This is a genomic window from Chryseobacterium sp. 14P4.3.2 (assembly GCF_057799275.1).
Window position 1 is genome coordinate 12,437 of record NZ_JBYOKO010000014.1, and the last position, 24,720, is coordinate 37,156.

A 24,720-nucleotide genomic window follows, 5' to 3' on the forward strand; every position below is an offset into this window, starting at 1 on the left:
CAGTTGAGCTATTTTAGGTTTCTGAAAATCTCTGATTTTTCTCTAAAGTGTACTTACCTTTGGAGGAAGATATTAGCCTTCTTTAATGATCTAAAATGGTTGAAAAAAACAAATTGTATGAATCTCATTGTGTATAAAGAATGACAAAACCTGTAAAAGTGTAAAGAAATTCCGTATCACAAAGAAAGTTTGTATTTTTAAAATCTGGTATTGAATATTTCGGATACTATTCAAACCACTTATAAAGACTAATGAAATGAATAACCAACTCCATGAGCTCCTTTACTACTACAATGAGGAGGGCTTCGAAGGCTACGATTTGAATGAAGTACAGCTCCTTAAAAAAATAGATTTTGAACGGGTTCAACAATTAAAACATCTTCTTCAGTATGAAGACCGTTATATTGCGTATCAGGCAATGCTTATTTTACTCGCATGGTCTGTACCGGAAGGCTTTGAGCTGCTTGATCGTTTCGTTGCCGAAAAATGGGACGAAAAAGACAATTTTGAACCCCACAGACTCCATGGTGAAGACAATGGGTATGATATCATTACTGATGCATTATACATTTCAACATTTAATGGGAAAAGCGAACAGGAATTGTATCCTTATATCAGGCAATTTTTAGAGCTGTACGGCACCCGGTTTTTTGAATCTAATCTGAAGACCTTTCTTTTAGAGAAAGATTGCAGCCCACTTTTAAAGGAAATAGAACAGGCCATGCAGACTGCCCTGGAAAACAGAAGATATTACCAGGCCAGCCAGCTGCTTCCCGTAGTGGTTCATTATGACAAAAATATAGGGAGGAAATACCTGGATGTTTTTAGACCTTTGATCAGTCAGGATAGTCGGATTGCTTACAATATAGAAGAAGCAGAAAAAAGTTTCAATGGATAAGAACAGACCAGTGTACACCGATTTAGAAGAACGGTTAACGAAAAAATATTATCGTGAAATCGTTGAAAAAGCTTTAGCACAGGCAAAGGAAGAATATGAGCAATTTCCCAATGATCCAATGAACATCTCTTTTTATAATCAATTGGTGGATATAAAGAAAACAGTCATTGAAGATCATGGAGTGTACACGGAAGAGGAGGCTTATCAAAAATATCCAATGGCTGTAATGGTCGTAAGGAATTTTCCTGGCGAGGAAGCCGATACAGAGTATGCTAATAGGCTGCAGGATGCCGTTTGGGGAATCTCATTATATCCCGCTATGATGGAAAACATTGAAATCATTAAGCAGAAATTATTTGATGGAGATGAAGCAGCAGGTGTAAAAGAAGTTTTTGAAATTGGAAATCAAAAGTTCAAATTCAGTGATTTTTATGACAATCCATTAAGAGAATTAAAAAAAGAAATAGGAGATAGGAGTTTTGGTGCCATTATTAAAGAATGCAAATTCAATTTCATCAATAGTTTTATTGAAAAGTATACCTCTGAAAAGGGGTTAGAAATTTATTATCTAAAGAAAAATGATGCATTCTACCTGTTTTCCTGTGGAGAATATCAGCCGGGACGATATATGTTGTTTTTAGAAGGTATTTGCCATGATAAGGCTGGAAGAAACACATTCAACCAGATCAATACAAAATCATGAAAGAAAAGAAACTACTGGAAAAAAAAGAATGGGAATATTATATCTATGAAGAGGGGAGCCATATTACCGTATCAGTTCCCATTGGTAGGCCAGCTCCGGGATTCGATGTCATGTACACCCTGAACGAATCTGAGAAAGAAACCTATCTGCAGACAGGTAGTAAAGCCCTTGAAGAAAGGATAGAAGATATGAAAATGAATTTTTCAAACTATGAAATGAATTCATGGAGGTAATAGCTGATACAAATAAGATAGATTATTACCCTAGCTACTGTACGATTATACGGTGTGGTTTTTATTAACTTTCTCAAAGAAACTATCTTTAATAAAAACATAATTGATGAGTCTTTTAAAAGTTTGCTTTGTAATCATAAAACCACACGACAGGATTTGTGCGGTAACGGAAAGGGATTAAATTTTTTACAATATGAAGAATTATAAATATGAATTTAATTATATACTGTACTATTCGGATGCTTCAAACGAACAGGACGACCTGCATTTTTACGCAAAAGATTTTGGTTATGACAAAATGGAAGGCATTTTTAAACTAACCTTAGGGCTTCATTTTCCGACAGTCCTTTTTTTACCTAAAATAGAGAATATCGATGAACAATGGCCTCCCTGTTTTGACTATCGCTCCATGCAGTCAGTAAGAGATATAGGCATAGGATTACTTTATGGTGAATCTTATCTCGTTTTGCCCTATAATGAATGGGCAGGAACAGTTAAAGTAATAGAAGCAGAAGTTAAAAATGCTTTGGTTCAATCTGATTCAGAAAACCAATTCACCTATAAAACTACGGTCTTTTTTATTACCGAAGAAGAATATGAAACCTATAAACAGGAAGCCAGAACAATAAATGAACTGAATGATTCAGAAGAGATAAGAGGATACGAAACGATGAGTAAAACCCGTACTGAAGATTTGGAAAAATCTATGAAAGTACCTGTATTTATAAAGGGAAAAATAATACCTTATTTTACTGATCAGGATTTATACTACATTAGCAGGAAAAAAGGTGAAAGAGGGGATATTGTTTTTACTCAGACTATTGGACATAAATAACAGATTAGCCAAAAATACAATCACTAATTTCTATTTGCGGACATCAGACAAGCGGCACCGGTTCTTGAGTATTTACGTAGTATTTGAATGGTGTAACAAATACAATGAATCTACCGTTGAAATAGCTTCATTGTATTTGAAATCCAGTTTTTATGAGTTTTATTCTATATTATAAAATAATGCAGTTACTTTTTGGGTGCATTAAATATGACATAATATAAAAAAATGGGGTACTTCTTAAACGTTTCTGATTTACCGATCGTATATTCAGAAGGACCGAATATCTGGGAGAAATCAAGGATGGTAGAAGTTTTTACCGGAGATACAGCAATCATTTTTACTAAACTGGTAACCAGCACATCAGCAAAAGCTCAACACTTTCAAACGCTTTATTTTTCAGAATATCGTTAGGCATATAATGAATAAGAACGTGGAAAACATAAGAAACCGGAAAGCCCTGAAAATACTGGATCAGCAACCTGTATGAATTACTGAAATTCCCGTTTTTCCAACACACCTTCTTTATACATTTCAGTATAGATCAATGGTCCTTTTTTCCTTGTACTTAATATAGGTTCTCCTGTTTCTTCATTATATTGCTGCAATAATTTATAAAATTTCCATGTTCCGTCAGGCAGTCCATTTTTATATTCAGCTTCCAGATAAGTATAAGGATCTGTAAATTCCGGATATTTTTTTAAATCCAGATATCCATTGAGTTTAAATTCTATCCATTTTCCTTCTTTACTGTGGTTTTTCACCACGCCCTGTTCTTCATTATTTTTATAAGGGCCATCATGATCATAGTACCTGGCCAATTTTCCGGAGGACAGAATCTGGTATTTCTGTAAAGGTTGTAATGTAAAAGGGCTTTCAGTAAACTCATAATCCTGTAGGGCAATGATATTGTTTTTGTCGATATTAAACAAAGTATAGCTGGCAAATCCCATCTCTCCCTGATGATTAAGATATATTCTCTTCATATCGATAAGCTTACCCTCCTTCGTTGAAACTAAATATATTTTTTCTATAAATGGGTCCGCGTAGCGAACGGTATTATAAACTGCCATAAAATAGAGTGTATAGTCTTTGTAACAAAGGTGATGAGATGCTATTTTGATGAGGTCATACTTCTCACTGACGTTCTTGCTGAATGGCAGAAAAACATCGTATTCTTCAGGAAGCAGTATAAGATTTTTTTTTATTGCTTTTTCAAACTGCAATGCATTGAGCTCTTTCAGTTTATTTTCATCCTGTATGGCAGGCAGAATAGATTCAGTGGTTATCCGTTTTGAAAGATCCGAATATCCGAATGGCAGCGTGATACAGTCCGCTTTATTCGTAGTAAAGAAAACTGATCCATTAGCTGTTTTTTTTGTGCTTGCTGCCTTGTTTTCCGTTTGAGCCTTACTGTAGCATGAAAAAAGGAATAACAGAATAGTAAAACAAGCGATATTAATTTTAGGCATAGATATCTAATATTGGGGTGAAACCGTGAATATGCAGGTGATTATTGTGTCTTGGCGTAGCGGTATGGGTGGTATGAGGTAACCTTGTACTGGTATTGTCTGCCGTACTGGCATTTGAGGTGTTTGAAAAATCCTCTGACCGGCCCAGCACAAATCCAAAATCAAAAAGGATATTGCGAAGGATGACCTCATTATCATAATCAAAATTGGCTGCGGTAAGAATTGTATTGACACCATTCTGCTGAGTCGTTAATAGATTCAGGTCTCCCGCTTCTCCGTTCACATGTTCTGCGCTGGGATAGCATGAGGCATCAGAATAAGAAAATCCCTGAGAAACAATATAATGATTGTGTCCTTCCTGTCTGAACTGTGCCAATGAACCCAAGAAACCGGCAAATAAATCTGGCTGAATGCTTCTTCTTCTGGTATGCTGAAATCCATACCGGATGACAACGCCATTCTGGTTATAATTGAATGCTTCAAATATCTGTGGTCCTACGCCGGTATTCGCTATAATATCCATATTCACCAAATCTACACTTTCTGTAAGATTGGTATACCACTTGTCCGTAGCACCATCGCCGAGGGTTCCGTTGGAATACACCAGTAACTGATGGGCATCTATCTGTTCTCCGGCAGCTCTGTTCGCTGTGAAATCTATGGTATCCAAAAGAGTCCCTCTTTGGGCCAGCGGTGGTATAGCATTCACTCTTCTTTTTCTGGTGACACTTTCTTTAGTTCTGGCACAGATCCTGTGTTCATTATCATTCTGGTCGTAATAAAAAAAGATAACTTCCGTAGAATGGGTATTACGGACTTTCTGAATCCTTCTTCTTCTTTCCGGATTGGTACTGATTACGGCTAAAGTATTGTAAGTATTACTGCCATGGTGGATGGTATAGATATTTCTATTGACCACTCTGAATCTTCCGGCATCAGTATCTAAGAACGTACCTGCCCCATTTACTTCCTGCTGCCCATTTCCATACGCACATGGCTGGTTGTCTGTTCTTTCTACCGCCACCTCCAGGTTGATCGTGCGATCTCCCAGTCTTCTTGTCCAGTCATCAAAAGCAGCCCTTGCATCCGGCCTTAGCTGCAGCTTGATAATAGCTTTATTGATATGGTCCGCCTGTAAATTGGTATAATGGGCATGGCTGCCATCTCTATTGTTAAGAGCATCAAAATTCCCAACCTGCACGGTCAGCAGCCTCTGTGCTTCATATCGGTTAGGAGATACAAAACGCATGAGTTGCAAGGTATCTGTATTTTCGGTCATCGTATTGGCGGACGGTCTTATCACAGCATCTATACTCAAGGTCTGCATATTGCTGGTCTCAATGATCAGATACACCGTCTTTCCTAATATAGAATCGTAGGGAATTTCAATATTATCGTGATCCCGCTGTATATGGGCAGAATCAATTTTTGTGAAACTGACTCTTGTTCCATTGTCTGCTGTCACTTTTTTGGCAAAATAAACGTCACTGATGCGCTGTAATGAGTCATCGGGAGTATCCGGAGCCAATGGACCATTTAAGGTTTGTGTCTGCCCGGAGTCTGTTATGGTAATACGTGTTGCCATGTTACGATTTTTATTTTTTTAATACAGTATTTTTGATATTTCGTGATGAGAATGATCCGCGATTTTAATTTCCTTTAATGAGGGAATGCCCAGGCCTTGAGATTTTTGCTCCCGCTGCTCCTCCAGTTCTTCAATCCATCTTATTATTTTATAATTCTTCATGACTTACTTCTTTTATATGATAGATGATTGTCTTTTGATAGTTTTCGCCCAGAGAAAATTCTATGGTAAGTTTATGTTCCAACACTTCTTTGGTTATGAAATCCAGTAACATCTGCCCCTTATATTTGTCCAGTTTCGGGAAATCGGTTTCACGGTTATAAGTTATTTCCTTTCTTTTCATTTCTCCGTAGAACATTTCCCAGTTTTTATCTGATGGGATATTTCCGGTATACTGTAATAGCAATAATTCATCATCATTACGCATGGCTTCTGTTTGTATACGCTCGTTTATATCCATGACGGTATTATTCATAAAATTACGGTAGCGTACACTATGCTTTATCTGTTCTTCTTGATCATCATACCATCCATAAAATTTATGGACGATCATTCCAAAATGATTGTTCTTTAAAAAATCTGCGCAGATCAGATTTTCCTTTTGATAAAAACCTTTTAAAAATGTATAAAAATCATCGGCCTGCTTACCTACATAGGATCGGGAAAGTCTTTCTATTATTTTTTCTGTTTTATCCTGAAGAACAGACAATCCTTGTACATTTTTTAATTTGCCATATTCATCTGTTACAAGCACTACATCATTATTAATTTCTGCAACTCTGTCTAAAAAATCCTTTTCTGATAATGACAGCTCCTTATCCCGGTGAACTCTGTCAAAAATCTCAATATGATATTCGAATCTATCTGTTTCTAAAAGCTTCAGCGTAACATGAAAATTTTTGTTGAGCTCACTTCTGTGAGTTTTCCCATTGGTGGTGGTATACTCATTACAGGAATAGCGATAAAACTTCTTTCCTTCGAGAAGGTTTAATTTAATATCTATGGGAAACACTGGCTCCATAATTCTTCACCTGTTTTTTACAACTTGTAACTGCTGATTAAACCACTGCTTTTATTTAAAAAACAACTTTTCCACCAGAGGAAACCCATTGGCTTTTTTTGTTCCATGATCCATCGCAGTCCTGCTGCATTTGTTTTACTATTTTTGCTTTGTTCAGATCTATAATAGCACACGTATAATTTTCGTGCAGTGTACTGTCTTTATCACTTTCATGCACATAATCCTTGATGACGGCATCAACTACCACATATTTTGAATTAGGAGACAGGGAAGAAAAAAGCTCACTTCCGGTTCCTTTGTATTCGGTTCCTTTCCCCACTTTTGTACGTTTCTTTTTATTAATAATATGAAGATTGTACCATAATTTCATATCGCGGTTATAAGAAGCGTAATACAATGCCCACGTGTCATTTAAAGTAATGAGAGTGTCTTTTTTTACCGTTTTATTCTGTACATAATAATTTCGATGGGGAAAAGTATTTCCACATGTAATACAAATGATCAAAATCATCAGGATAGATGTAATTTTTTTCATGACGACAAGTTTGAATTTTTTTTCATTTTCTCATACCGTTTATCCATATCGGTACCTCTTCTTTGATTACCATAATCATCAAGGATTTCCTGCTCATATTTAGGATGATTTTCTCCCCATTCTCCAGGATTTCTTGATAGTTTTTCTAATTTTTCACCTTCTTTTCTGTTTTTATTTTCTTTGGCTGTATCAGCATCTTTTTTAGCGAAAAACCGGCCTAGTGCTGCTCCAAAGTCATCTTTTACAAGTGCTGGTCTGTTAATGTGATGATCCAGTACGGTAGCTTTACCCAGTTTTGACTGTAAATAGTCTGACAGTTTATATGAATAGCCGGCAGGAACTAATGGAAGGACTACCTCTTTTAGTCTTTTGATAAAATCCAACACTTGTTTTTCCTGAAACGATTTATCTATAACAGCATTTACTATAGGCTGCAGGGGTTTGCAATCCACCGTTTTTCCAAACAAAGATTCTTTGCAGTTTTCTCTTATTTTCTCTGATAATGTATTTCCAGTTATTTTATCTGCTGTAGGGTTTGCAGGATCTTTATAATACAAGACGCCGGCGTCTACAGTCCAGCCACAGGATACAAACAGCTCTTCATATTTTTCAGGATATTGGGTTTTAAACTCTTCAACCTGTGTGGTAAATTCGCCTTTTCCAGTGTGATCTACTGTTTTTTGCATGGCCCCGGCAGTTAATATCATTTTTTCTCCGGAAAGATCCCAGTCATAAGATTGAACAGAATCTAATTTACCTTCATTTTCAGACATTCCCACTAAGATCGCTTTTTCTTCATCTGTTATCTTTTTGTTTTCAATTAAGGTATCCCAATCAGCATAGTTTTCAAGTTTTTTAGATCCCCAGTAGGCAGGTCCGTATTTTCCACTATATCTTGTACAGGTAATATCATAATTCTTTCCACAATTACAATATCTGATTTCAAACCTATCATGGTCTTTATTCAAAAACTCATGGGTGTCATCCGGATATTTCACTTCATCCTGTGTATCTTTTACTTCACCTTTGAAATATAGAAAAGCATTAAGTTCGTCTCTTTTATTAAATTTTTCTATTAAATTTTTTAAATCTTCATCAGTTTTGGGGCGCAGAGTTATTTCTTTACTATATACCAATGCTCCGTTGATGCTGAATTCAATCTGGCTTTTTTCTGTGCCACCGTCTAAAAACTTTACAGGACCATCATATACGTTTTCTGTGTTTTTTAATTTATTTTCATAGATTTCCACTGAGAGTTTTCCGCTGTTTCCCTGGCATTCTGCGACCACCCATACTTTATTTTTAATGGTAGTGCTGTTTATTCTTTCAAAATCAAAATCCGGACTGCCATCAGCTTTTTTTGCCTGTGCTTCTTCTTCCCAGGTCACTTTTACCTCTTCTTTGGCTGTTAATCTTACAGAATCTTCTTTATCGGCCTGTAAATTCCTTCTTCCTTTCTTTGCATATTTCTTTTTAACATCAGATACAAGTCCTCCGCTTTTTACAGTATAGGTATCTTCTTTTGTTTCCCAGATCATCTTAGGAATTGGTTTAGCAAAATATATTTTTACCACATTCACCTCATGATCTACCTGATGGGGTATATCATAAGTCTTTTGATTGGGGTTTGCAGAATAATTGTCTTGTTCTTGTATTTCACTCATCGCATTGTATTTTGCAGTTAGTAAAAATCATTTGGATTCTTATATTTAGTCGCTAAGTCCCGAATCACTTTCGCTTTTACCGGCGCAGGAAGATCTTTTAAAGTAACGTTCAGTTCATCTTTGACTTTACATTTATTGTCTTCACCACAATAGTACTTGATATGATGCAGGTACTTTTTATGTTTATAAAACGTAATATACGTGACCTGTGTATCATTATCCTGGTTTCCACAATAGGTAAAAGGGATGAAGACAGCCTGACGTTTATCTATGGTCATATCAGAGATATTCTTTGCTTTTAGATTGATTAAGCCGGATTGTGCATAAGGATAATTATAAACTACATTATCGGTGTAATTTTTATTTTTAACAGTAGCACTGATAAGGGTAACAGCTCCGTCAAATCTATTTTTTTCAGAGTCACAGGGATTAATGACTTTTATGGTAAGATTATTGGAGACAGCCCCGTCTTTAAAATTTTTATTAACCATCAGCGAATCCTGATAATATAACTTCAAACTATCATCTACAGGCTTTTGCCCGTAAATAGGTATGCAGAAAAGTAATATCAGACTAGTAACTAAGCTTTTCATTTTTTGTATAATAAATAGGTAATTCCTCATCTTCCGTTTTTTTTGTATATTCTATAGGATACATGGCAGAGCTTCTATTGGCAAAAGTTCCTACACAAACCTTGTTTCCCTGATTTCCGCCCAGGTAATAGATGGTTTTACCATCACTGCTTTTTCCAACAGCCATGCTTACGTGATGTTTATTGGATAAAACACATATGGAACCTAAGTAAGGCTGATTGCCCGCTATCAGTTTTCCCCATACCGGATCATCAAATTCTTCTTTTTCCAGTCCTTTTTTATCGGTAGGATTTTTCTTAAATCCTTGTCTGTATCTGGTTTTTTCTTCACCATATGAATAGGCACCCGGATCTAATTGGGCCGAATAGCCGCTGTTTTTTAAACACCAGCCCACAAATGAAGCACACCAGGAACTATTACCGGTATCCGCACAGGCTTTGGGTTTATTCTGCCGGTTAACAGCATGATATTCATCTATAATCTTGGAACAGTGGGTGGATTCTGAAATACCAAGCTCCTGTTCTTCACGGGCTTTAACAATCCATGGCTGTTCAAGATATTTTATTTTAAAATAGTTGCCACCATCATTTAAGAAGGTGTTTTTTAAGCCCCCGCTTCCTTCTTTACCAAGATATTGAATTTTGGGATCATCAGAAGTAACTTCAATATATACGGATGCTTCTTTGTCTGTACTTGCAGCGATGAGCTTGGCCAGGTTAAATGATAAATCATCAGCACGCTGATTCAGCATTAGCTTGAGTACTGCTTTATTTTTGAATTGGCTTGCATTTTCTATGGTGGTATCATTAGCCAGATTATCAACTTCTACCTCAAATTCATTTTTTGCCTTTATTCCAGCATATTTTGAAGCATCGGTAATTTTTTCTACCTCTTTTAAATCGATAAGACTTATCTCAGTATTTACGTCACTTAAGACCTTATTTTTACCACTTTTAATCTTAACTTTTACTTTCTTTCCTGCTAGTCCTTCGGTCTCTACAACCACAGCAACCTGATAACTTAATCCTCGTTCAGATATCTTTTCTGCTGTTACTTTTGTGGTATTTTTCTTTTTAGCGTCACTGCTTTTTTCTGATACCCATTTCACAAAATAAGCATCAATAATTTTGGGGCCATCGGTATTCTGAATTTCACTTTTTATACTTTCAGCCTTTGGAATTGGAGAAGGAGAAGCAGAATTAAATTCAGGATCACAGGTGATATGAGATTCTTTTACCAAAACCTTTTGCTCCTGAATGGTAGAGGTACCCGGATTTTCCCATGGACTTAGTTTGATCACACTCATGCAGGGTGGGGGAGAAATTTTTCTTGCAGGCCATTTCGGGTGCCCACAGGTTCCTTTAAACTGAAGGTTAACCATATTATTTCCATCACCGATGGTCGCAAATGGCTGATCCTGAAGGTTGATTTCGTTAGACGTTACTTTCAGGTCTCCGGGGGCCTGGGCATAAGGACAGCTCAACTTCGCTCCATGCATGACCATTTCTCTCTTTTCTGAAGGAGAATCTTCGGTGGATTTCTTCTGTTGTTCTGCTCTTTTTTCAGAAAGCTTTTGATCATGTGCTGAAGTCTTCTGATCTTCCATGTGTTGCTATTTTGGATTGGATTCAATGTTAAGGCGGAAATCATAATTGCAGGCAGTAATGAAGATCTACTTTCATCACCTGAATAAATTTAGCCTTTACTTACTTTAACGTCTTTTCCTCCCTGGAAGACAGCCAATGATGTTCCTCTCAATTTCAGATCGCCTTTAGAGGTTTGTATATCTGCTTCTCCGGAAATGCTTTTAAAGGTATTTCCTGTACTTTCGGTTTGATCCTGTTTTACGGTAACTGTTTTATTTTCAGAAGTCTGAGTGTATCTTTTTGTGATAGATTCGGTATGGTCGTTTCCGATATGCAACATACTGTCTTTTCCAATCTTGGTCGTCATATTTCTACCCACAGAAATCTGCATATCTTCACCAGCGGTAAAGGTCATATTCTTGGGTGCGGTAACATGAATGTTTCCCTGGCCATCCATAAAATAGGTATTTCCGCTTGGGTCTTTAATGGTGACACTTTTTTCGGCATCATTCATTAAAACCTTAATGCCGCTTCTGGTCTGTATAGATTTCAAGTGATTGTCCACACCTCCGCCCAGACCTACCTGCCCATGAAACATTCCTCCCATGGCGAATGGAAAATCGGGATTGTGGTATTCAAATCCTACCATTACCTGATCGCCAATCTCTGGAACAGCTACAAAGCCTCTGTTTTGGGTGATGGCCTCTGTTCCCCCTGCATCGGGGCTCATCATTCTGATAAAGTGGGTGGTATCATTTAACTGCCAGTCAAACCGAACCTGTACTCTTCCCTGATTCAACGGATCTACATTGGAAATCACGGTAGCCACCTGTGGTTCTGCTTTGGGCATTTCAAAATCGGGTTTTGGCATAAATCCGGTTCCTTCAGCTATGGCTTCAAAGCTTCCGGTATAATATCCTCTTGCATTCACTTCATGGGTGACCTCGGTAATCATAAGGGTTGTAAAATGAGAGGTTTCGCTGCTGTCAGCCTTTCTCATCGCTAAATCTGCCACACAGCCAATATAGAGGAACGGAACAGTTGTTTGCCCTGTCACCGTAAAAACTTCTACTGCTTTGCTTCCTCTTGCGCTTTTTTGGGAATCATCCACATCCAAGAACATATTGGCATTTACAGGAGTAGGAGTTAATGATCTGGTGGTGAAAATAGTATCATTCAGTTCATAAGCTTTGGAAGACAGTTCTCCTAAATGCTGTATACGGTCATCAGCTCCCGTCATTTTAGTATGGTTGCTGCTGTTGTAGCCAAAATATTCCGGCTTGGTGTGAACTGCTTTTAGCTCTACAAGTACATCCGTTACATTGCTTCCATACACCAATTGGATAGGTTTTTCTGAAGCGGGAAGTTTTCCGAAATGCAGGATTTCACCATCATAATAAAACTGTTCTCCGTAGGCTTCTGCAATCCTTGTCAGGTAATTGTAATGGGTTTCATTGTATTGCGCGCTGTAGCTGATGTAGCTTTTGTTTTGGGTATCTACTCTGAAATCAAATTTACTTGTTCCTAATGTCTCCCGGATAATGCGGTTGGCAATAATATTGGTATTCACCTGCTGGTTTCCTCCGAAACTCTGGGTATGCGGGGCAGCATCCATCAGAATCGTGGGGCTTTGTCCTTTTAAGATAATATTTCCCAGGCTCATTTTTTCCTGGCTGAAGGCTACTTTGGTGATGAGGCCCACAAATGTTCTTTCGGGGCTTTCATTTTCGTAATCTTTATATTTAAAAACAATGGTGATTCTCTTTCCTAAAAACTTTTGGGCCTGCTCAAGGTTGTGGTTTTGTACTTCGTCTAGAGAATCATGAGCCAATACCAGTTCGAAATCATGGTGCTTTCTGGCACTCTGTTGTAAACGAAAGTGTTTAAAATGATTGACAGCCTTGCCCTCAACCACTATTTCCAGCTTGACCACACGGTTGATACCCGAAATGTGGTTTTCTGAAACTTTCTCAGAATTTGAGGTGTTTTTCATAATATTTTGTGCGTTTTTTTTGGTATTATGTCACCGAAGTTAGAGAAAAAATAGATTATGAAATGGAAAACTATATTAAATTTGAAAAATTGTAGTAAAACTACGATTGAGGAAAAATCCAGTTCAGAATAACTTCAGACTGATGTTATGAAAATAAACTGTGTTAAGTTTGATTAAAGTTACGGATGAACAGCGTTCTAATATAGTTACCGGGAAGATTTTTGTATTCTCTGATCGTGAGGCTTCCTGCTGATCTCAAAAAAAAGCCCGCAAATAGGGTTACTATTTTGCGGGCAATGTATTTTCTCCTGTGTGCGGTATTTTGTTTTAATCCGGTTGAGGGTATAGGGGAGGGCAGCTGTGACGATAGTCACATCTGGTATCATGAATCTCGCATTGTCTTGGGGTACACATCGGCTGCGTTAAAATGGGACCACCTCCAAAAATGTTTTTCAGTTCTCCTTTGGTGAGTTTTTGTGATAGTTTTTGTGAGTTTTTCATAAAATAAGGTGTTTAGTTTTTTTGTAAAAAATGTAGAGACAAGATACGGAAATAAATGATAGGGGAATGAGTTGTGGACAAGTTAGTACTTGATAAGCATACTGTAATCACTATCTTCGTGTAATGGGGTATATGATAGAATAGTATTTTTTATACTTATAAAAAAAACTTTAAAAAGCCCATACAGTATTTTATTCTAGCCTCTAGAAGTTGATGAATACAGAAGAAATTTTATTGCATTTTTTCCATTTGTAGTTTTTTTTGACTAATATTTACAGAATAATTTTTGTTCATATATTGGAATATTACCAATGTTTTCTTTGGCCAATTTGATAATCTCATCTCTATTCTCTATATTTTGTCCAATGATAATACAGTTAAATGCATTTTTGGGAAGTCGGATTCTTCTATCTTCAATACTGGCATCTTTTGTGAAGAATTTTGTTGTTCTATACTCTTCTTCAAAGTCCCACTTTTTTTCTTTGTAAAATACAGTTTTATGAAACCCCTCAATATCATCCATTATTGGGTCAGGCATGATGAGTGGTAGTTCATTTACATATAATACCTCACCACCACCGCCAAATTTTTTAAACATGATTCTTGAATTATATCCAATACAAACTCCCTTTCCATGATCTGCGTATTTTTCCCAAAGCCTATGAAGACATGGATTGGCTGTTAGACTAAGTATCCCTCTCCGTTTATCGTATGTTTCATTGGCGAATTTTATATAATTATCATAAAATTCAGGTTTCTTATAAATTTTACTTCTCACCCAATTTGCTGAAACTTGCATATGCTGAGGCATTGTCAAATGTGGGTTGCCAACTTTAGAAAGTTTCATTGCAAAGCGGAAAGCCTCTTCATCTGTCATCAAATCATATCTTGTAGTAATCTTACAATCTTTTAAATCTTCAAACATACTTGGAGCTGCAAAAAATACTTCTCTATTTTTAATGAAGCGGAGATGATTTTCATTTGTTGCGCTTCGATATTTAAAAACTATATCTGGAAATTTTGTATCTTTAAATTGAAGGCTTTTTTTCTCATAGTTACTCATACTCTAGAAATAGGTTTAAATAAATAATAGTTTGACGAAAAATAGTAAAAAAAATCCTTGCAAATTCAATTAATACGTTTTAAAGGATTTAAACTAAATCATTAAATTTTGATTTATAATGTAATTATAATAATAATCTAAATCTCCTATTGATAAATTATGCATACAAATACTGATATTTCAAGTTTACATGCTTTGGATAATAACAATACGAATATTTATAGAGGGGGTTTACTTTAAATTGAATTTAGTTTTGATTTGAGAAACTAAATCTTCAATTTCATCGTCATATCTTACATATACTGCATTCTCGTCTATATTATGAGTTGCTAAGTAATCTAAAAATGTTTTTTTTGAGTGCGCAGGAATTACACATTTAATAAACTTGTCTTTAATTTCATCCTGAGTTTCTAGAGCTATCATTGATTTTGTGCAATCTTGAACTGTAAATTTTCCAGATTGAAATCCTCTTCGTTGTTCAGCAATTTTATCCATATAATCATCTTCAACATAAAAGCTGCTATTAGAAATAAGATTTAAGTTTTCTGAATACGGATTTAATTCATAATGGTCATCGCAAGACCAAGTTAAAGGACTTTTAAAAATCCAAAATTGTCCATCATTTTCAAAATTTCTTTCCACTGCAAAAAATAAAGCAATTTTGGGGTCCAACGTCCAATCCAGTAACCTTGTGGGGAGTTTGTAATGTTGAATTTGCTCTAGCCAACGCCAATCATTTTCAAAATCTTCTTGAGTCGATAATTGGATAAATTTGTTTGGATTTGAAGATCGTTTTATTAAATCTTTAAAATCTGTTATAATTTCTTTTTCCAGTTTTGACATTTCATCAGATGAACCTACGTACCGTGAAATACCGGATTTAAGCTCGTAGGATTCTTTAGATTGCCCACGATATAGTTCTTGAAAGCTTTCTCCAATAAATGGTAATCTTCCAAGCTTAATTTCTAAAATAACATCTTCAAATTCAGCAATAGTTTCAATTTTCTTTTCAATCATTATTATTGTTATTAGTTTAAAGTTTATTTATCAATTTAAAATTATGTCATCTTGAAACACGTAATTCTTCTGGTACCGACTCCGATTTCATGAAGACTCTTAATATGTTGCCTCTTTTCATAGTTACTATAGAAGCGGACTTCCGAATTAGTAGTATTTTTAACTTTATTTTTAATTTCAGCAAAATAAGGAATAGTGATCTCTTGAGAGAATGTTCCAATATATTTATTTCTTTAATATTATTTCATAATGAAAGAAGTCTTAATTATGAAATAAATAAAATTAATTTCCTATTATATGGAGTTTTTGTATTTCATTCTTATTAATGAAAATAATCAATATTTTTTTGTTTTTATCCAGAATATATTATGTCTGTTTGGAATAACCTCCAAAATTAGGAAACTCAAAAGTCTACAAAAATGTATATTTTTTTCCTATACACTTCGTTGTAATTCAATTTCAGGCATCTCATCATAAGTTCTTCCATTTAGAATACGTCCACTTGCTTTTTTATTTTTTCCTCCCCATTGTTTAAAAAAGAAAGCTACTTCATGCTTCTCACATTGTTCCTGAATGTCGATAACCCAATCTGCACTCATTGGTCTTGGTCTACGACCACTTTCTCCTCCGACAATGACCCAATCAATTCTATCAAGATTTAAATTTGATAATTGCCCAATTAAAGGTTCTAGTGATAGGAATTTTACTTTTGCATTTGTTTGTCTTAAATAATCAATTCGGCCTTTTACTTTTTCGTTTTCTACAGAAACCCCCATCCAAATATTATGAGTCCATTTTAATTCAGTGTGAAGTTCTAGTAGTCTTTCTGCACGTTTGGTTAAGACTTGAAAAACGTGTTGAGGATTGTTGTTCATTACCTTGAAAACTTTCTTTATAAAATCAAGCGGTATATCTTTATGAAATAAATCACTCATTGAATTTACAAACACAACTTTAGAGTTTTTCCAAGTATATGGAATTTTTAGAGCCTCTTCATGTGTTCTAACCTCAAAATTATCTTTATATTTTTCAATACCCATTGCCTGCAATCTTTTGGACATAATTTCGGCATAACAAAATTTGCAACCTGCTGAAATCTTATCACAGCCAGTTGTAGGGTTCCAAGTCATTTCTGTCCATTCAATACTAGATTGTGCCATAATTAAGTTATTTTAAAATATAGTAAACTTTTCTTCTATCATTGGAGTCCGCCTTAAAGTATTTTATATAAAATGATTTCTTTCTAGCTTGTAAGTTTGTATCTGTTACAATCACCTCCAATAAGCCACGATTTTGCCAATCTGTTAATATTTCAGTTGAATGTTTAGTTAGAAAGCCTGCTTGAAGAGTAAATTCATATAAGTCATAATTGAATCTTTTTCCGGCTTTTAGAAATACTTTTAAAAGTTCTTCTAATTTATTAATCTTTTGATCAAAAAATAGTGATGGTGTATTGCCTGAATACTCCCAACCCCTTCCTTCTTCTGCATCAATTTCCCACTTGGATTCTAACATTTTTTCAAATCCTTTAATATGAGGTGTAAAGAAATACAAACAAAAAACGGTGTTCTCTTCTTTCTTAAGAGTGAAATTATCTACAAAGTAGTCATTACCTAAACAATTTTGAAACCCTTTTTTTAAGGAATAGATGAAATCCCAAACATTGTTTGATATTTTTACTTCTTCATTAATTCGTAAATCAGAAATAAGATTTTTTAAAACATCTGGTGTTTCTTTATCTGAAAATCTATACATAAATTGTATTGGAAGCCATAATAAAATTTCACTTTTTTTATGTGTTCCTATTAACTCTTTAATATCATTAACTTTTAGTTCCTTATAACCGTAAGGATCAATAAAAACAAACGCCTTTTCTTTTTTATACTTTCTAAATTTATCTTTTAATGTCTTTATTTCATCTTTATAATCGTTATTAGTAATAACTAAATTACCGATATTTGGATAATGCAGTTTTTTTTCCTTAATTACATTTTTAAGAATAGTAGTTTTGATAACTTCAATGTCATTAAAAAAACAATCTATTTTTGGAAGTTTATTATTTTTTTGATTAATAACACTAAAAAAAATGTCTTTAACATTTTTTAATGCTACCAATGGGCTTCCATGACCTCCATTTTCATATTTACCTTGCCCACAGAAGAGATCATAAATGTAAATTTTTTCGGTAAATCCGTCATTGCTAATAATACTTAAGTACCTTTTTAAATATTCGCCTAGCAACCTTACCTTAGCTTCAGAGTGATCCAATAAATTTGATTTGATATTTAATTTGCCCATGGTTTAGAAGTATTTACTTTGCTTCAAATGTATTTATCAAATGTACACAATACATTATTTCAATTTCTTACGGCTTTCCGTAAACAACAAAAATAAAAATCATCTTAAAATTTTCTATCCGTATTTTTACGGAATTTCTTAAAAGTATCCTTAAAAATTTAGACAATTTGGGCACAAAAAAATCCCAACTTTCGTCAGGATTTTTCTCTATTCTTCATTTTTGTATCTATTAATATCAAAATCAAAGTCAAAAAGCTCTTTTGGATGAATTTGTAATGCTACAGCAAATTTTATCATAGTTTTTAAGGTTAGATTCCTTTTCCCTTTTTCATATTTACTTACTTCTGCCGAATCAATGCCTGTTAAAAATTCCAGATCTTGTTGAGTTTGATTATTTTTCATTCTAATTTCAGCAATACGCTTTCCGATCAAAATTTGCAGGTCGTCGTGAAAATCCATTAATACTATGTTTTCAAGCAAATTGCATTTATAAAAAACAAATCTTATGGGGATATATGCCAGTATTGTGGTTTTTTTTATTACATTTGTAAGATAAGCTACAATAAATGTAGCTTTGCGATACTTCAACGAATATTAGAAGCTATTGCTTAGAATCTCAATCTGAAAACTGGTAATTTAAAGTATACGAGAGGATAAGCAGGAAGCTCACGACCTAGGCGTGGGTTCTCTCTTGTCTGTATACAAGGTATACCAGTACCTCAGATTGGATATTGTAGAGTCCCATGCCGTTTTTATTTTCATGCTGTTCTGCTTTTCTACAATCCTCTTTTCTAAGCCCGCTTTATCACATAAAGTATCATGACGCGTTACAATGGGGTGTACAATCCGTTGCGGCCTTCGGGCTTTCTGAAAAACACAAATTTTATCATAAGTTTTTATTTTTTGTCTTGTATGGGTGGGAAGTCCTGCATTGGAAGGGCTTCCTCCCATTTTTACAACTGCTAAAGCAATGTAACAGAAAACAAATAAACAAACGTTCAGCTGCCGGTATTATGAAATCTTCATGGTGCAGGAAGAGCTGTGTTCAATGACTACAACCAATGAATGATGAAAAGAAATAACTACTTAATTACAAAAAATTATCGCATGAAAAATAGAAGAACAGACTTTGAAGCCCCTAAAAAACATTCCGGAGTAGAGCTTATGAAGAATTTTTTTAAGTTCAATGAGCTGGCTGCCTCTAAAGAGAAGCTTAACAATATTATAAACTGTGCAGTAAAAGGAAATACATGGCTAAAAGATGATCCCTCTGCTATTTTTCATTTCCGCCAGTCGATGCAGTCGTTTATCCGTGCAGGCTATCTTATTACGCTGAAGAAAAAGAAAAGGCACGCCAGTACTCCCTTAGAAAATGTTTCTCCCTGGCTTCCCGGTTTACTTTCTGAGAAAGAATACCAAAATCCTTTGCGCGTCTTCAAAAAAGCATTCGAAGAATACAGCATCAAAGAGTTTGACTATTTTATATCCGGCATGGTTTACTTTTCACTGGGAGCCTACGGCAATATACCGGAAAGTAATATTGTGAGCCCGTACATTCATCTGACGAAAATGCTGGATGCAGCACATCTTATTTTGCAAAGGAGAGGGAAGGGATAGATAGATCCACTCAATATTTGAAAAGAAAAATAGAAGCAAAGATTAAATTAATGACTATTATTGTGCTATGAGTTTCGGATTAATTGAATATTACTGTAATTAAAGTAAGAACCGGATAAATACTATTATATATACCAGTAGAGATTGAAAAAAATTATTTGACACATGAAGCTACCTATCGAATTAGAAACCCAATATGTGAAAGATGTTCTTTATAATACTTCCTTAAAAGATCTTCCGGAAGAGGTCTGGAAGTTAATTGAAGGTTTTGAGAATTATGCAGTTTCCAACTACGGCCGGGTAAAGAGTTTGGAGCGTCTCACTCTAATATCTAACGGGAGACCAGGAAAGATAGAACCCGAATTGATCATGAAACTGATTTTTGTAAAACAGTTTAATAATTATCTGAAAAGTAATATTTATAATGTTCATTGTGGGCTCTCTTTGTATGGTCAGAAATACCGTAAATCTGTAGCCCGTTTAGTATACTATCATTTTGTTGAAAAATTTGATGTGAGCGACCGTACTATAGCCATCGTCTCAAAGGATGACAATGGACTGCACGTTCATAGTGGTAATTTGGAGAAGATTTCTGCCCGTGAGAGGAGTGCTAAAATATACCAAAAGAACAGAGCCCGGAACCGGGATGTCATCTATCAGCAGCCTGTAAGCCAATACTCTGTAGAAGGTGAACTGATCTGTAATTTTGAAAGTATGTATGCTGCTAAAAAAGCCCTGGATATCGGATGTGAAAGTATAATGGATGTTATCAATAAAGAATTTTTGACAGCAGGAGGATTCCGGTGGTTTTTACAAAGCTATATCCCGAAGAAAGAGGATTTTATAGTAATTACAAAATCCAAAATCTCCGATAGAAGGCTTAACACATCTCTTTGGGAAAAGCTGGGCAAACCTCCAATAGATGAAAGTAATCCGCCTGCCTGTATGAATCTTTCACTCGAAGATCTCCCAGGCGAATACTGGAAACCAATCCCCGGTTTTGAAGCCCGCTTTGCTATTTCCAATAAAGGAAGAATAAAACGGCTAAGCGGCTGGACCTCTATAGGAAGGAAAATATTTTTGAAAGAGCACATTCTTTCCCAGATTATGGGGCCCAGCGGTCATACAACTTATCTTTTTTACTGCTTGTTGCGGGAGAATGGTAAAAATAAGAGTGTGACAGTTACCCGGTTGCTTTATTATTGTTTTGTAAAAGAGTTTGATCTACATAGCAGAACCCTGGTGGTCGTTAATCAGAATGAACCGTTCTGGAATATAGATGTATCAAAACTATCATTACAGCCTATTTATTCTGTGCTTAAGAGGGGAAGGGATAATAAAGCATAAGAAGACATAAGTTTTTGAAAATCTTTAATTTTCATCTAAAGTACACTTTCTTATGCGGGAATATATAAAGCTTCTAAAGTGGAGTAAAGTGTTTTGGGATTACACTTCTGCAAATTGGAAAGAATTATAAAAAAAAGCGGCAAATATCGTAGATATTTGCCGCTTTTCTAAGTAAAATAAAATGGTCTTCAGACTGTGTAAAACAAGGTTATTCTATCCATAGATATCCCATAGAATAAGTTCTGGCCTTACCTGCCACAATCACTCTTTCATCTTTGTTTTCGCAATAAAGCTGGCCGCCTCTTTCTGAAAGCTGGCGGGCAAAAAGCTTATCTTTTCCTGATCTTGATGACCAGAACGGAATGAGTGAGCAGTGCGAAGAGCCGGTTACAGGATCTTCAAGAATGGAGGACTGCGGTGTAAAATACCGCGAAACAAAATCACTGTCAGAACCTGGTGCTGTCACAACAACGCCTCCGGGGTCCAGATTGATAAGGTCAAAAACTGATCTTTCAATTTTGATTTTTTTGAGGTCTTCTTCAGACTCGTATACCAGAACATAGTCTCTGGATTTGTAGACTTCCTTGGGCTGTATATTGAGAGACTGGGCTATATTATCCGGAAGGGTAGATGCTTCAGGCATTCTTGACGGGAAATCCATATAGTAGAATCCATCTTTTACCTCTACTGTTAATTCACCGCTTTTGGTTTCAAAAATGATCCTGCTGTTCTTATAGTTTAAGATGGAAGCAAGGCAATGAGCCGTGGCAAGGGTAGCATGTCCGCATAGGTCCATCTCTATTTCAGGGGTAAACCATCTCAGATGAATGGTGCTGCCATTATCAATGAAAAAAGCTGTTTCTGCTACCGCATTTTCACGGGCTATTTTTAAGAGGATCTCATCGGGTAACCAGTTTTTTAACGGAACAACACATGCAGGATTTCCATGGAAAATCTCTTCTGTAAATGCATCTATCTGATATAATTCTAACTTCATGCTTGAGAAATTTTAGGTGAGCGGCAAAGATAAATAAAAACCAGTGTTTTCTAATAACTCAGAGCATTTGTAGTAACCGCATTTTCAACATTCTGTTTACTGATTACTGAGCATTTTTAGACTCAAAGACAAACAATAAAATCTCCTAAAGCGGTCCCCACAGGATGATCTAAAAACGAATTTTTAGATGGCCCGGTTCTGTTGGGGCAGGGGACAGCCGGACTGGAAACCTCCTTTCATCGTATCATACAGTCTTAATTGGATTTAAGAATATAAGAGTCTGCTGCAGCTACAGAATAGAGGGGGCAAAAAACTTTCATAAGAATAAAAAAAAAATGAATTTTGAACACTGTAAGTAAATAATTCACTGACGAATAAGATGATAAAGTACGGATAGGTCAGAGATCACTCAAAAAAGCATAGAATTCCGCTGTAACCCATACAGGCATTTCCCGAATTATCAGTTTGTCAAAACTAATTCCAATAATCAAATGAGTACACCATTAAATATAATTTTCAGCTGGTTTGAAAAAGGTGATATTCCCACAGAATATCAGTTTAAGGAGACCTTTTCTTCATTCCGTCATTTAGATGAAAAAATCAGAATGGATGAGGTGATGGGGCTAAATGAAGCTTTTCAAAAAACGCTGTCAGCCACCACTTTTACAAATCATCTGGAAGATGAAAGCGCGCATATTTCGGTGCTGGCAAAACGTAATGCCTCCAATCTTACTGCCGCTAATGTAAAAGAGTGGAAAGAAAAATTAAAAATCAAATTTGCAGCTACTATAGATGAGGGTGAAGAGACAGGAAATGTCTATACAAAAGAGCAAATCGGAGAATTTGTAAATAGGTTTCAGGCAAAAGATGATGAATTACTTGAACGTATTGCAAAAATTGACGGAATGCTGGCCTCTAACGATGTAAACCTGGATGAACTTCAGGAGATCGCAGACTATATCAAAGAAAACAGAGCGCAGATAGAACTGCTTAAAGAAACTGTTATCGGAAGCAACTCAGATGATAAGATCAACCTTGTTAAAATGTATTCAAACTGGGGCGCGGTCACTCATCAAAATCAGTTTAATGATTTGGTGTATGATAAAATCAAAAAAATCGAAGATGCAGCCAGTTCCGAAAAAATGAAGCATGAAGAGAGAGTAAGGGGGGACAGCAGGATAAAACATGATCTTGATACACTAAGTTTTGTGATTGATGCTTATGACACCGTGACACTATTTACAATACCCCTGAAGGTGAGAAGAATAGATGCCAATACGATTGAAGTGCTTTTTGATTCACTGCCTCCGAATATAATTCAAATAACCATTAAAAAAATATAATTATGGACATTAAATACGCTTATTACCGAAGTTCTGTTGGATATAAAATAGAAGGGAAAACAGACAATGATATTTTAACTGCCGGCGGCAGCACGAGGCCAATCAATTCTTTCTGGCATGATGGAAATTTAAATCCCTTGGATTATGTACCCAAAACACGAACTCTGACCATTAACGGTACGACGTATGATTTGTCAGCAAACAGATCATTTACAACGTCAGACACCATTACCCGCCTGAAAGGTGGCGCATCCGGTTCTTTGGTGTCCGGGGATGTCACCCTTGCAGCAGGATCTAATATGGTGATTAACCAGGCCGGCAATACCATCACATTAGCCTCTACAGATACCACCTACAGTGCGGGCAATGGGTTGACATTGACAGGAACTTCATTTTCTTTACCCGTTGCTACTTCAGGTACAGGAAATGTGGTTACGGGAGTTACTCAGACGCCCAACGGAATAACGGTGAATCTGGGCTCTGTGCCTACCTCAGCAGATCTGGCCAACTATATCCCGTTATCACAAAAAGGGACAGCAAATGGGATTGCTACGCTGGATGCAGCCGGGCAGGTTCCTGCCTCTCAGTTGCCATCTTACGTGGATGATGTTTTGGAGGGATATTATAAATCTGCTGACGGAAAATTTTACAAAGAAGCGGCTTTTAACAACCTCATCGCCGGAGAAACGGGTAAAATTTATGTATCTCTTGATACCAACAAAACGTACCGATGGACGGGAACAACGTTCGTTTATATTACCTCCGGAGCGGTAGATTCTGTCAATGGATTAACGGGGGTTGTCGTTTTAAACAAATCCCATGTCGGTTTAAGTAATGTTGATAATACAGCAGATGCCGCGAAAAACGTTCTTTCTGCTACCAAGTGGATTACACCGAGAACGGTTACACTTTCCGGAGTTACTGCAACGGCACAAACCATTGACGGTTCGGCAAATGTATCAATTCCTGTTACAGCTGTTCCTGCAACATTACTTACAGGGACTGCAGCCATCAATACAACCGGATCAGCAGCAAAACTGACAACACCGAGAACAATTTCTGCAACAGGTGACGCTGCATGGACCACAACTTTTGACGGTTCAGCAAATGTTACCTCAGCGTTGACATTAGCGGCAACAGGCGTGACTGCCGGAACTTATGATGAGGTGACAGTTGATGCTAAAGGTAGAGTTATTGCCGGAAATAATAATGTAAAATCATATACTACTGCTATTTCCGGAACAGCGAGTGTGGCACACAATTTAGGAACCAGAAATGTAGATGTTGCCATGTATGACACAGTGACATTCTACAAAATCGAAGGCAGGATAAAATTAACCGATCCTAATAAAATAGATGTTGAGTTTGATTCTGCTTTGCCTAACACTGTATCCATAACAGTAACCCGTAAAGATATTTAGA

At 36.0% G+C, this 24,720-nt stretch carries 25 protein-coding genes; 9 read left to right on the plus strand and 16 right to left on the minus strand.

From position 1 onward, the window contains the following. Nucleotides 1–256 precede the first annotated feature (256 nt). The 5 genes from AC27VX_RS17965 to AC27VX_RS17985 all read left to right on the plus strand — a co-directional run bounded on the left by AC27VX_RS17965 (nucleotide 257) and on the right by AC27VX_RS17985 (nucleotide 3,080). Nucleotides 257–898: a hypothetical protein gene (locus tag AC27VX_RS17965; RefSeq protein ID WP_300685982.1), complete on the plus strand. Its 642-nt coding sequence runs from the start codon at nucleotides 257–259 to the stop codon at nucleotides 896–898. Then, complete coding sequence (locus tag AC27VX_RS17970; RefSeq protein ID WP_488697034.1) at nucleotides 891–1,601, plus strand: immunity protein Tsi6 family protein; 711 nt, start codon at nucleotides 891–893, stop codon at nucleotides 1,599–1,601. The genes AC27VX_RS17965 and AC27VX_RS17970 overlap by 8 nt, the downstream gene beginning before the upstream one ends. Next, on the plus strand, nucleotides 1,598–1,834 hold the full coding sequence (locus AC27VX_RS17975) for a hypothetical protein (protein ID WP_488697036.1): 237 nt from the start codon (nucleotides 1,598–1,600) through the stop codon (nucleotides 1,832–1,834). The genes AC27VX_RS17970 and AC27VX_RS17975 overlap by 4 nt, the downstream gene beginning before the upstream one ends. Before the next feature lie 193 nt (nucleotides 1,835–2,027). Further along, a complete protein-coding gene (locus tag AC27VX_RS17980) occupies nucleotides 2,028–2,669 on the plus strand; it encodes a hypothetical protein (RefSeq protein WP_488697038.1) in 642 nt (213 codons plus the stop codon). Between the two features lie 225 nt (nucleotides 2,670–2,894). Next, nucleotides 2,895–3,080, plus strand: a complete 186-nt coding sequence (locus AC27VX_RS17985) for a hypothetical protein (protein WP_488697040.1) — start codon at nucleotides 2,895–2,897, stop codon at nucleotides 3,078–3,080. Nucleotides 3,081–3,157: 77 nt separating this feature from the next. Here AC27VX_RS17985 and AC27VX_RS17990 read toward each other — a convergent pair whose 3' ends face one another. The 15 genes from AC27VX_RS17990 to AC27VX_RS18060 all read right to left on the minus strand — a co-directional run bounded on the left by AC27VX_RS17990 (nucleotide 3,158) and on the right by AC27VX_RS18060 (nucleotide 18,945). Then, complete coding sequence (locus tag AC27VX_RS17990; RefSeq protein ID WP_488697042.1) at nucleotides 3,158–4,138, minus strand: hypothetical protein; 981 nt, start codon at nucleotides 4,136–4,138, stop codon at nucleotides 3,158–3,160. Then, nucleotides 4,131–5,723, minus strand: coding sequence for a hypothetical protein (locus tag AC27VX_RS17995; RefSeq protein WP_488697044.1), 1,593 nt, complete (start codon nucleotides 5,721–5,723; stop codon nucleotides 4,131–4,133). Before AC27VX_RS17995 ends, AC27VX_RS17990 begins: the two co-directional genes overlap by 8 nt. 148 nt (nucleotides 5,724–5,871) lie before the next feature. Then, a complete protein-coding gene (locus AC27VX_RS18000; RefSeq protein WP_488697046.1) occupies nucleotides 5,872–6,744 on the minus strand; it encodes a hypothetical protein in 873 nt (290 codons plus the stop codon). 55 nt (nucleotides 6,745–6,799) lie between these two features. After that, the gene (locus tag AC27VX_RS18005) at nucleotides 6,800–7,279 is read right to left on the minus strand and encodes a hypothetical protein (RefSeq protein WP_488697048.1); all 480 of its coding nucleotides are present in this window, start codon (nucleotides 7,277–7,279) and stop codon (nucleotides 6,800–6,802) included. Continuing rightward, nucleotides 7,276–8,943, minus strand: coding sequence for a hypothetical protein (locus AC27VX_RS18010; protein WP_488697050.1), 1,668 nt, complete (start codon nucleotides 8,941–8,943; stop codon nucleotides 7,276–7,278). The genes AC27VX_RS18005 and AC27VX_RS18010 overlap by 4 nt, the downstream gene beginning before the upstream one ends. A gap of 17 nt (nucleotides 8,944–8,960) precedes the next feature. Further along, entirely contained in the window at nucleotides 8,961–9,536 is a 576-nt protein-coding gene (locus AC27VX_RS18015; protein WP_488697052.1) for a hypothetical protein, read from the minus strand. After that, on the minus strand, nucleotides 9,517–11,142 hold the full coding sequence (locus AC27VX_RS18020) for a PAAR-like protein (RefSeq protein WP_488697054.1): 1,626 nt from the start codon (nucleotides 11,140–11,142) through the stop codon (nucleotides 9,517–9,519). Before AC27VX_RS18020 ends, AC27VX_RS18015 begins: the two co-directional genes overlap by 20 nt. A gap of 89 nt (nucleotides 11,143–11,231) precedes the next feature. Further along, nucleotides 11,232–13,115: a type VI secretion system Vgr family protein gene (locus AC27VX_RS18025; RefSeq protein ID WP_488697056.1), complete on the minus strand. Its 1,884-nt coding sequence runs from the start codon at nucleotides 13,113–13,115 to the stop codon at nucleotides 11,232–11,234. 327 nt (nucleotides 13,116–13,442) lie between these two features. Beyond that, nucleotides 13,443–13,616, minus strand: a complete 174-nt coding sequence (locus tag AC27VX_RS18030) for a hypothetical protein (RefSeq protein ID WP_488697058.1) — start codon at nucleotides 13,614–13,616, stop codon at nucleotides 13,443–13,445. 265 nt (nucleotides 13,617–13,881) lie between these two features. After that, nucleotides 13,882–14,679, minus strand: coding sequence for a hypothetical protein (locus AC27VX_RS18035; RefSeq protein ID WP_488697060.1), 798 nt, complete (start codon nucleotides 14,677–14,679; stop codon nucleotides 13,882–13,884). Nucleotides 14,680–14,910: 231 nt separating this feature from the next. Continuing rightward, entirely contained in the window at nucleotides 14,911–15,696 is a 786-nt protein-coding gene (locus AC27VX_RS18040) for an FRG domain-containing protein (RefSeq protein WP_488697062.1), read from the minus strand. Between the two features lie 434 nt (nucleotides 15,697–16,130). Continuing rightward, the gene (locus tag AC27VX_RS18045; protein WP_488697064.1) at nucleotides 16,131–16,856 is read right to left on the minus strand and encodes a DUF5131 family protein; all 726 of its coding nucleotides are present in this window, start codon (nucleotides 16,854–16,856) and stop codon (nucleotides 16,131–16,133) included. Between the two features lie 7 nt (nucleotides 16,857–16,863). Further along, the gene (tcmP, locus tag AC27VX_RS18050; RefSeq protein WP_488697066.1) at nucleotides 16,864–17,994 is read right to left on the minus strand and encodes a three-Cys-motif partner protein TcmP; all 1,131 of its coding nucleotides are present in this window, start codon (nucleotides 17,992–17,994) and stop codon (nucleotides 16,864–16,866) included. Between the two features lie 207 nt (nucleotides 17,995–18,201). Next, nucleotides 18,202–18,453, minus strand: coding sequence for a helix-turn-helix domain-containing protein (locus AC27VX_RS18055; RefSeq protein ID WP_488697068.1), 252 nt, complete (start codon nucleotides 18,451–18,453; stop codon nucleotides 18,202–18,204). Nucleotides 18,454–18,660: 207 nt separating this feature from the next. Continuing rightward, entirely contained in the window at nucleotides 18,661–18,945 is a 285-nt protein-coding gene (locus tag AC27VX_RS18060; protein ID WP_488697069.1) for a hypothetical protein, read from the minus strand. A 156-nt stretch (nucleotides 18,946–19,101) separates the two neighbouring features. Here AC27VX_RS18060 and AC27VX_RS18065 point away from each other — a divergent pair, with 156 nt between their 5' ends. Both AC27VX_RS18065 and AC27VX_RS18070 read left to right on the plus strand, forming a co-directional pair. Next, on the plus strand, nucleotides 19,102–19,611 hold the full coding sequence (locus AC27VX_RS18065; RefSeq protein ID WP_488697071.1) for a hypothetical protein: 510 nt from the start codon (nucleotides 19,102–19,104) through the stop codon (nucleotides 19,609–19,611). Between the two features lie 165 nt (nucleotides 19,612–19,776). Next, nucleotides 19,777–20,958 (plus strand): NUMOD4 domain-containing protein, encoded by a 1,182-nt coding sequence (locus AC27VX_RS18070; RefSeq protein ID WP_300685378.1) that lies wholly within the window; start codon nucleotides 19,777–19,779, stop codon nucleotides 20,956–20,958. A 208-nt stretch (nucleotides 20,959–21,166) separates the two neighbouring features. On the opposite strand, the gene AC27VX_RS18075 is transcribed toward AC27VX_RS18070, so the two are convergent. After that, a complete protein-coding gene (locus AC27VX_RS18075; RefSeq protein WP_300685376.1) occupies nucleotides 21,167–21,955 on the minus strand; it encodes a PhzF family phenazine biosynthesis protein in 789 nt (262 codons plus the stop codon). Between the two features lie 491 nt (nucleotides 21,956–22,446). Between AC27VX_RS18075 and AC27VX_RS18080 the strand changes: the two genes are divergently transcribed. After that, the gene (locus AC27VX_RS18080; protein ID WP_488697074.1) at nucleotides 22,447–23,298 is read left to right on the plus strand and encodes a hypothetical protein; all 852 of its coding nucleotides are present in this window, start codon (nucleotides 22,447–22,449) and stop codon (nucleotides 23,296–23,298) included. Between the two features lie 2 nt (nucleotides 23,299–23,300). Continuing rightward, nucleotides 23,301–24,719 (plus strand): hypothetical protein, encoded by a 1,419-nt coding sequence (locus AC27VX_RS18085; protein ID WP_488697076.1) that lies wholly within the window; start codon nucleotides 23,301–23,303, stop codon nucleotides 24,717–24,719. The last annotated feature ends 1 nt before the right edge of the window (nucleotide 24,720 follow it).

Bases quoted from the DNA above. Each gene is read 5' to 3' on its own strand.
- AC27VX_RS18070 (WP_300685378.1), top strand. From the start codon at position 19,777: ATGAAGCTACCTATCGAATTAGAAACCCAATATGTGAAAGATGTTCTT.
- AC27VX_RS18015 (WP_488697052.1), bottom strand. From the start codon at position 9,536: ATGAAAAGCTTAGTTACTAGTCTGATATTACTTTTCTGCATACCTATT.
- AC27VX_RS18060 (WP_488697069.1), bottom strand. From the start codon at position 18,945: ATGGGAGGAAGCCCTTCCAATGCAGGACTTCCCACCCATACAAGACAA.
- AC27VX_RS18085 (WP_488697076.1), top strand. From the start codon at position 23,301: ATGGACATTAAATACGCTTATTACCGAAGTTCTGTTGGATATAAAATA.
- AC27VX_RS18075 (WP_300685376.1), bottom strand. From the start codon at position 21,955: ATGAAGTTAGAATTATATCAGATAGATGCATTTACAGAAGAGATTTTC.
- AC27VX_RS17965 (WP_300685982.1), top strand. From the start codon at position 257: ATGAATAACCAACTCCATGAGCTCCTTTACTACTACAATGAGGAGGGC.
- AC27VX_RS18025 (WP_488697056.1), bottom strand. From the start codon at position 13,115: ATGAAAAACACCTCAAATTCTGAGAAAGTTTCAGAAAACCACATTTCG.
- AC27VX_RS18010 (WP_488697050.1), bottom strand. From the start codon at position 8,943: ATGAGTGAAATACAAGAACAAGACAATTATTCTGCAAACCCCAATCAA.
- AC27VX_RS18020 (WP_488697054.1), bottom strand. From the start codon at position 11,142: ATGGAAGATCAGAAGACTTCAGCACATGATCAAAAGCTTTCTGAAAAA.
- AC27VX_RS18080 (WP_488697074.1), top strand. From the start codon at position 22,447: ATGAGTACACCATTAAATATAATTTTCAGCTGGTTTGAAAAAGGTGAT.
- AC27VX_RS18035 (WP_488697060.1), bottom strand. From the start codon at position 14,679: ATGAGTAACTATGAGAAAAAAAGCCTTCAATTTAAAGATACAAAATTT.
- AC27VX_RS17970 (WP_488697034.1), top strand. From the start codon at position 891: ATGGATAAGAACAGACCAGTGTACACCGATTTAGAAGAACGGTTAACG.
- AC27VX_RS17980 (WP_488697038.1), top strand. From the start codon at position 2,028: ATGAAGAATTATAAATATGAATTTAATTATATACTGTACTATTCGGAT.
- AC27VX_RS18045 (WP_488697064.1), bottom strand. From the start codon at position 16,856: ATGGCACAATCTAGTATTGAATGGACAGAAATGACTTGGAACCCTACA.
- tcmP (WP_488697066.1), bottom strand. From the start codon at position 17,994: ATGGGCAAATTAAATATCAAATCAAATTTATTGGATCACTCTGAAGCT.
- AC27VX_RS18000 (WP_488697046.1), bottom strand. From the start codon at position 6,744: ATGGAGCCAGTGTTTCCCATAGATATTAAATTAAACCTTCTCGAAGGA.
- AC27VX_RS17995 (WP_488697044.1), bottom strand. From the start codon at position 5,723: ATGGCAACACGTATTACCATAACAGACTCCGGGCAGACACAAACCTTA.
- AC27VX_RS18030 (WP_488697058.1), bottom strand. From the start codon at position 13,616: ATGAAAAACTCACAAAAACTATCACAAAAACTCACCAAAGGAGAACTG.
- AC27VX_RS17985 (WP_488697040.1), top strand. From the start codon at position 2,895: ATGGGGTACTTCTTAAACGTTTCTGATTTACCGATCGTATATTCAGAA.
- AC27VX_RS18005 (WP_488697048.1), bottom strand. From the start codon at position 7,279: ATGAAAAAAATTACATCTATCCTGATGATTTTGATCATTTGTATTACA.
- AC27VX_RS18040 (WP_488697062.1), bottom strand. From the start codon at position 15,696: ATGATTGAAAAGAAAATTGAAACTATTGCTGAATTTGAAGATGTTATT.
- AC27VX_RS17990 (WP_488697042.1), bottom strand. From the start codon at position 4,138: ATGCCTAAAATTAATATCGCTTGTTTTACTATTCTGTTATTCCTTTTT.
- AC27VX_RS18055 (WP_488697068.1), bottom strand. From the start codon at position 18,453: ATGGATTTTCACGACGACCTGCAAATTTTGATCGGAAAGCGTATTGCT.
- AC27VX_RS17975 (WP_488697036.1), top strand. From the start codon at position 1,598: ATGAAAGAAAAGAAACTACTGGAAAAAAAAGAATGGGAATATTATATC.
- AC27VX_RS18065 (WP_488697071.1), top strand. From the start codon at position 19,102: ATGAAAAATAGAAGAACAGACTTTGAAGCCCCTAAAAAACATTCCGGA.